This is a genomic window from Agrobacterium sp., from assembly GCF_032092815.1.
GTDB lineage: Bacteria > Pseudomonadota > Alphaproteobacteria > Rhizobiales > Rhizobiaceae > Agrobacterium.
This window is the reverse complement of sequence record NZ_DAMDBP010000085.1, coordinates 1-6,844: the sequence shown is the minus strand read 5'-3', so window position 1 is coordinate 6,844 and position 6,844 is coordinate 1. Positions and strand designations below refer to the sequence as shown.

General features: G+C 55.5%; 9 protein-coding genes. All 9 read right to left on the bottom strand.

Annotation, left to right across the window (positions count from 1 at the left end; genetic code table 11):
* Window positions 1-306 (bottom strand): 2Fe-2S iron-sulfur cluster-binding protein (locus RT613_RS23515; RefSeq protein ID WP_313618785.1); only part of this gene is annotated, 306 nt, incomplete at its 3' end.
* 155 nt (window positions 307-461) lie between these two features.
* Complete coding sequence (gene nuoF, locus RT613_RS23510; protein ID WP_313618784.1) at window positions 462-1,766, bottom strand: NADH-quinone oxidoreductase subunit NuoF; 1,305 nt, start codon at window positions 1,764-1,766, stop codon at window positions 462-464.
* Between the two features lie 10 nt (window positions 1,767-1,776).
* Window positions 1,777-2,898 carry an NADH-quinone oxidoreductase subunit E gene (locus tag RT613_RS23505; protein ID WP_313618783.1) on the bottom strand — a complete coding sequence of 374 codons (1,122 nt, stop codon included), beginning with the start codon at window positions 2,896-2,898 and terminating at the stop codon, window positions 1,777-1,779.
* 16 nt (window positions 2,899-2,914) lie between these two features.
* Window positions 2,915-3,169 carry a hypothetical protein gene (locus RT613_RS23500; protein WP_313618782.1) on the bottom strand — a complete coding sequence of 85 codons (255 nt, stop codon included), beginning with the start codon at window positions 3,167-3,169 and terminating at the stop codon, window positions 2,915-2,917.
* Window positions 3,169-4,359, bottom strand: coding sequence for an NADH-quinone oxidoreductase subunit D (locus RT613_RS23495; protein ID WP_313618781.1), 1,191 nt, complete (start codon window positions 4,357-4,359; stop codon window positions 3,169-3,171). The genes RT613_RS23500 and RT613_RS23495 overlap by 1 nt, the downstream gene beginning before the upstream one ends.
* On the bottom strand, window positions 4,352-4,789 hold the full coding sequence (locus RT613_RS23490; RefSeq protein ID WP_313618780.1) for a GFA family protein: 438 nt from the start codon (window positions 4,787-4,789) through the stop codon (window positions 4,352-4,354). Before RT613_RS23490 ends, RT613_RS23495 begins: the two co-directional genes overlap by 8 nt.
* Window positions 4,786-5,388 carry an NADH-quinone oxidoreductase subunit C gene (locus RT613_RS23485; protein ID WP_192487556.1) on the bottom strand — a complete coding sequence of 201 codons (603 nt, stop codon included), beginning with the start codon at window positions 5,386-5,388 and terminating at the stop codon, window positions 4,786-4,788. The genes RT613_RS23490 and RT613_RS23485 overlap by 4 nt, the downstream gene beginning before the upstream one ends.
* An 18-nt stretch (window positions 5,389-5,406) precedes the next feature.
* Entirely contained in the window at window positions 5,407-5,991 is a 585-nt protein-coding gene (locus tag RT613_RS23480; RefSeq protein ID WP_313618779.1) for an NADH-quinone oxidoreductase subunit B family protein, read from the bottom strand.
* On the bottom strand, window positions 5,982-6,347 hold the full coding sequence (locus RT613_RS23475; protein WP_313618778.1) for an NADH-quinone oxidoreductase subunit A: 366 nt from the start codon (window positions 6,345-6,347) through the stop codon (window positions 5,982-5,984). Before RT613_RS23475 ends, RT613_RS23480 begins: the two co-directional genes overlap by 10 nt.
* Window positions 6,348-6,844 lie beyond the last annotated feature (497 nt).

Below are 6,844 nucleotides of genomic sequence, written 5' to 3'. Positions count from 1 at the left end.
GTTGATGAGCAGGAACTCCATCACGCCTTCGCGGGCCTTCTTGACCATTGGCGTGTTGGTGAAAATCTCAGGCAATTCGCCGTTCGGGCCGCCACGTACATCGCGAACACCCATGGCGCAGGATGCGGCAGGTTTGGGCGGTCCGCCCTTTACCTCAATAAGACACATGCGGCAGTTACCTGCGACCGACAAACGCTCGTGAAAACAAAAGCGCGGAACTTCAGCCCCAGCTTCCTCACACGCCTGCAGCAGCGTGAAATGATCCGGAACTTCGATCTCTTTACCGTCAACCTTGAGCTTTGCCATGGTTCTACTTACGTCCTGTTGCCTGTCCGTCCCGCACTCGTTGCGTTCCGCGACAAATCCTCATCGCAATAGCGCAAACAACTGCGCTTCTTGCTTCATTCTATCAAAGGTACCGGACTTATCACCGGCACCCTGCCCTTCACTCTCGAAACCGATTATTCGGCGGCCTCAAGCACAGCACCATGATCCATGGCTCTGTAGGTGTATTCATCAATGCGCCGCTCGATTTCCGGGCGGAAGTTGCGGATCAGAGCCTGGATTGGCCATGCAGCAGCATCGCCAAGTGCGCAGATGGTGTGGCCCTCGATCTGCTTGGTCACTTCCAGCAGCATATCGATTTCGCGTTTCTGCGCGTTGCCCTTCACCATGCGCTCCATGACGCGCATCATCCAGCCCGTGCCTTCGCGGCATGGCGTGCACTGGCCACAGCTTTCGTGCTTGTAGAAAGCAGCCAGACGCCAGATGGCTTTAACAATATCCGTGGACTTGTCCATCACGATAACCGCAGCCGTTCCGAAGGACGACTTCACATCACGCATGCCGTCAAAGTCCATCGGTGCGTCGATGATGTCTTCGGCCTTGACGACCGGGCAGGAAGAACCGCCCGGGATCACGGCCAGCAGGTTGTCCCAACCGCCACGGATACCGCCGCAATGGCGCTCGATCAGTTCACGGAACGGAATGCCCATGGCTTCTTCAACCGTGCAAGGACGGTTGACGTGGCCGGACACCATGAACAGCTTAGTGCCAACGTTGTTCGGACGGCCAATGGCCGAGAACCATGCAGCGCCACGGCGCAGGATGGTTGGCGCAACGGCGATCGACTCAACGTTGTTCACGGTTGTCGGGCAGCCATAAAGACCCATATTGGCCGGGAATGGTGGCTTGAGGCGCGGCTGGCCCTTCTTGCCTTCAAGGCTTTCCAGAAGTGCAGTTTCTTCACCGCAGATGTAAGCGCCGGCGCCGTGATGAACGTAGACATCAAAGTCCCAGCCGTTCTTGTTGTTTTTACCCAACAAACCGGCGTCGTAGCACTCATCGATAGCAGCCTGCAGTGCTTCACGCTCACGCATGTATTCGCCGCGAACGTAGATATAGGCCGTGTGTGCGCCCATGGCGAAACCGGCCAGAACGCAACCCTCGATCAGGGTGTGCGGGTCATGGCGCAGGATTTCACGGTCCTTGCAGGTGCCTGGTTCGGATTCGTCGGCGTTGACCACCAGATAATGTGGGCGGCCATCGCTTTCCTTCGGCATGAAGGACCACTTCAGACCCGTCGGGAAGCCCGCACCACCACGACCACGAAGACCGGACGCCTTCATTTCGTTGATGATCCAGTCACGACCCTTTTCGATGAGGATCTTGGTACCATCCCAGTGGCCGCGCGACATGGCGCCCTTCAGGGACTTGTCCTTAAGGCCGTAGATATTGGTAAAGATGCGATCTTGATCTTTTAACATACGTCACCTCTTACCGCGGCTTCTTGCCGAAGACTTTAATGTATTCAGCTTCGCCACCTTTGGCGAGCGCCTTAGCCTGGCGGACCCAATCGTCACGCTCAATACGACCCTTGAAATTCAGATATCCATCGACCCATTCACGTTCGGCCTTTTTCCAACCCGCAACTTGCGCGAAAGTGAAGATGCCGATTTCATGCAGAATGGCTTCGATCTTTGGACCAACGCCCGAGATGAGTTTCAGGTCATCCGGGGTTTCCGGCTTTGCAACGGCTGCCGGACGGTTCTTGTCGTCGAGCGATGGCTTCTCAGCCTTCACCTCGCTACCGGTGGCTTCCTTTTCGGCTGCCTTGACGTTTTCCTCAGCGGCCTTCGGCGCGGTGGCCGGGGTCTTCAGCTTTGGGTCTGTTTCAGGCGCTGCCGTCTTGGGTTTTGCCGCGTTGGACGGCGGAACTTGTGCCGCATCTGCCTTTGGTTCGGCGGATGCGGCAACCGGAGCTTCAAGATTTGTCCGGACAGGCTTGGTCTCTTCGGTGAGAGAGGTCAGGCCACCTTCCGGAACGGAAAAATGACGGTCGATCTGCGGACCTGGGTTGATGCTGTCGCCCTTGCCTGCTTCAAACGCATCGATGATCTCTTCCAGACGCTCAGGCGTCAGATCCTCATAGGCATCCTTGAAGATGATAACCATCGGCGCGTTTACGCAGGCGCCCTGACATTCCACTTCTTCCCACGACAGAGTGCCTTCGGCATTCGGTGTCAGCGGATCGTGGTGGATCTTGTGGCGGCAGACATCCATCAGCGCTTCGGAACCACGCAGCATGCACGGCGTCGTACCACACACCTGAATGTGGGCGCGTGTACCAACCGGCTTCAGCTGGAACTGGGTGTAGAACGTCGCCACTTCCAGAACGCGGATGTAAGGCATGTCAAGCATATCAGCGATCTGCTCGATACAGGCGCGGGTGACCCAGCCATCCTGCTCCTGCGCACGCATCAACAGCGGAATAACCGCAGATTGCTGGCGGCCTTCCGGGTATTTCTGGATCGTCTTTTCAGCCCATGCAGTGTTTGCCTCATTAAAGGCAAAGGTTGCAGGCTGGACCTGATCTTCGGCTAATCGACGAACGGACATACTAGCTCACGCCTCATCAGTTTAACGGCTCACACCGCGATTCCGCCACCGTGGCGAATTCGCAGGCATAAGCCGATTTGTCTTTTTGCAAGAATACAATGAACTTCTTGCCGTTGGGTACGGATGACTTGATCTCGTACCCCGCAGCCAGAAGCCCACGAATGGTGGAAGCACCGCCACTGGAAACGGCGCTCATGTCGGCAGGTCCCTGTGCAAATGCAGCAGAGGTGCCAAACAACAGAACAGCCATGGGAGCCAGTGGCAGACGCATTAGCGGTCGACCTCCCCGAACACGATGTCGAGAGAACCGAGAACGGCGGTCACGTCAGCGAGCTGGTGACCCTTGCACAGGAAGTCCATTGCCTGAAGGTGCACAAAACCCGGAGCGCGGATCTTGCAGCGGTATGGCTTGTTGCTGCCGTCAGAAACGACATAGACGCCAAACTCACCCTTTGGTGCTTCAACGGCAGCGTAAACCTCGCCGGCCGGCACGTGGTAACCTTCGGTGTAAAGCTTGAAGTGGTGGATGAGCGCTTCCATCGAGCGCTTCATTTCGCCACGCTTTGGCGGAACAACCTTACCATCAAGCGAAGACACCGGACCAACGCGGTGTTTGCCCTGCAGCAGTTCAACGCACTGCTTCATGATGCGAACCGACTGGCGCATCTCCGCCATACGAATGAGGTAACGGTCGTAGCAGTCACCGTTCTTGCCGACCGGAATATCAAACTCCAGATCGGAGTAACATTCGTAAGGCTGCGAACGACGCAGGTCCCAGGCAGCGCCCGAACCACGCACCATGACGCCCGAGAAGCCCCAGTTGAATGCGTCTTCAAGCGTGACAACGCCGATATCGACGTTACGCTGCTTGTAGATACGGTTGTCGGTCAAAAGGCCTTCGATGTTGTCGAGAACCGTGATGAACGGGTCGCACCACTTGCCGATATCATCCACCAGTTCCGGCGGGATATCCTGGTGTACGCCACCTGGACGAACATAGGCTGCGTGCATGCGCGCGCCGCAGGCACGCTCATAAAACACCATCAGCTTTTCGCGCTCTTCAAAGCCCCAGACCGGCGGCGTCATCGCGCCAACGTCCATGGCCTGTGTGGTCACGTTCATGATGTGCGACAGGATACGTCCGATTTCAGAGAACAGGACGCGGATCAACTGGCCGCGCATCGGGATTTCGAGACCGATCAGCTTTTCAACCGCGAGAGCAAATGCGTGCTCCTGGTTCATCGGCGACACGTAGTCCAGACGGTCGAAATAAGGGACAGCCTGAAGGTAGGTCTTGGTTTCGATCAGCTTTTCCGTGCCACGGTGCAAAAGACCGATATGGGGATCGACGCGCTCGACGATTTCACCGTCCAGTTCAAGAACAAGACGCAACACGCCGTGCGCCGAAGGGTGCTCCGGGCCGAAGTTGATGGTGAAGTTGCGAACATTATGTTCAGTCATGCTTTTGCTCCGCCGACGTGACCATGGCGATGAATTCGGCACCGGTCATGTTCTTCGTGGCCTGGGTGAATGAATAGCAATCAGGCTTTTCGTCTATAAAAATCTGCGAAACGAGCCGGAAATCGGAAGGGTTCTCGAATGCCTGGACTGAAACGGCCGTGTGCGCACCATCCTTGGAACGCCACAAAAGGGTGCTTCCGCACGACGTGCAGAAACACCGCTCACCCCATTCAGACGACGAATAGACACCAAGTGCCTTTTCATCAGCAAACGAAACACCTTCACATTCAACCGCGAGAAACACACCGCCGGACCACCGACGGCACATGGAACAATGGCAAGCGCCGATTTCCCTGGCACCAATCTGTGCCTGGAAGCGAACGGCGCCGCAAAGACATTGCCCCTGCTCTCGCGTTGTCTCGGTCGTCATTGCTTCGCCTTCTCGTCGCCTGGAAGGACGTAATCGGTCCCTTCCCAAGGAGAAAGGAAATCGAAGTTACGGAATTCCTGCTTCAGTTCGACGGGTTCGTAGAGAACGCGCTTCAACACGTCATCGTAACGCACTTCCACAAAACCGGTGACAGGAAAGTCCTTGCGCAGCGGGTGACCTTCAAAGCCGTAGTCGGTGAGAATACGACGAAGGTCGGCATGGCCCTCGAAAGGAATGCCATACATGTCCCATGCTTCGCGTTCGAACCATTCCGCACCCATGAAAACGGACGTCGAGGACGGTACGCCCTCATCTTCCGCCACCTGCAGCTTCACCCGCACACGCAGGTTCTGACGCGGAGACAGAAGGTGATAAACGACGTCGAAACGCTTTTCGCGACGCGGCCAGTCAACGCCGCAAATGTCGATGATGTTGATGAAACCGCACTGAACATCATCCCGCAGGAAGGTCAAAAGTGCGATAACATTGGCTGGCGTGGTGTTCAGCGTGAGTTCACCGAAAGCAATATCGGCAGACTCAACCAGCGAACCACGCGCTTCCTTAACATAGGCAGCCAGATCGGTAAGAGCTTCACTCATTCGTACTGTCCTTTGCCCTTAACGCTCGATCGTTCCGGTTCTGCGGATCTTCTTCTGCAACAGAAGCACGCCATAAAGCAGCGCCTCTGCCGTGGGGGGACAGCCCGGAACGTAAATATCTACCGGGACAACACGGTCACAACCGCGCACCACAGCATAGGAATAATGGTAATAACCGCCGCCATTGGCGCAGGAACCCATCGAGATGACGTAACGCGGCTCAGGCATCTGGTCATAGACCTTGCGCAAGGCAGGCGCCATCTTGTTGGTCAGCGTACCGGCAACGATCAGAACGTCGGACTGGCGCGGTGATGCACGTGGTGCAACGCCGAAACGCTCAAGGTCGTAACGTGGGCCGGATGCCTGCATCAGGCCTTCAACGGCGCAGCAGGCCAGACCGAACTGCATCCACATCAACGAGCCGGTACGAGCCCAGGTGATCAGTTCGTCGGTCGAGGTGACGAGAAAGCCCTTGTCGGCCAGCTCGTCATTGATCTCGGTGAAATACGCATCGTTGCTGCCAACAGGCTTGCCCGTCGACGGATCGATAATGCCTTTCGGCTTCGGAGCAACCAGCGTTGTATTGTCTTGAACTACGCCCATTCCAAAGCTCCCTTCTTCCACTCATAGATGAAGCCAATGGTGAGAACACCCAGGAACACCATCATGGACCAGAAGCCGAACCAGCCCATATCACCAAAGGACACAGCCCATGGGAACAGGAAAGCAACTTCAAGGTCGAAAATAATGAAGAGAATCGACACCAGATAAAAACGAATGTCGAACTTCATGCGCGCATCATCAAAGGCATTGAAACCGCACTCAAATGCAGACAGCTTTTCCGGGTCCGGATTTTTGTAAGCAACTGCGAAAGGCGCAATCAAAAGCGCCAGGCCAATGACCAGCGCAATACCAATGAAAATTGCAATCGGAATATAGGAACTGAGGAGTTCAGTCATCGTACTCTTCCCTGTCCGAGCCGAGCGCCGGACAATCCCCCGCGACAAATTGTCTGCAAGGACAAAAATCATGTTGCAACGCCAAAGTCGTTAGCGCAGCCGGGTTCTCTCTGCAAGAGTTTCTGCATCATTTCAACCCGGTTGCCGCATCGTTTCGCAACAATAACGATACACTACCTTGACACCCATCACGCTGGATACCGCTAAATGCTTAAAAAAAATGAACTTTCCGCCAAAGAAAAAACAAAGTCACAAAGGTGAGAAATTTGCAGTAATTCGCACTGCAAAAGGCATATTTTGCTAAGCGAAAACATGAGAAAAAGATGAAGGAAACTTAAAGCCGCAGAGGCGATTCATTGCGACCGGAAAGACGTTGCAGGACGCAACGGAACCCCGAGATGGGGAGACATTTCCAGATTTAACAAATGGGAGAATTAAGATAAGAAATGGCGCGAGTGACGGGGCTCGAACCCGCGACCTCCGGCGTGACAGGCCGG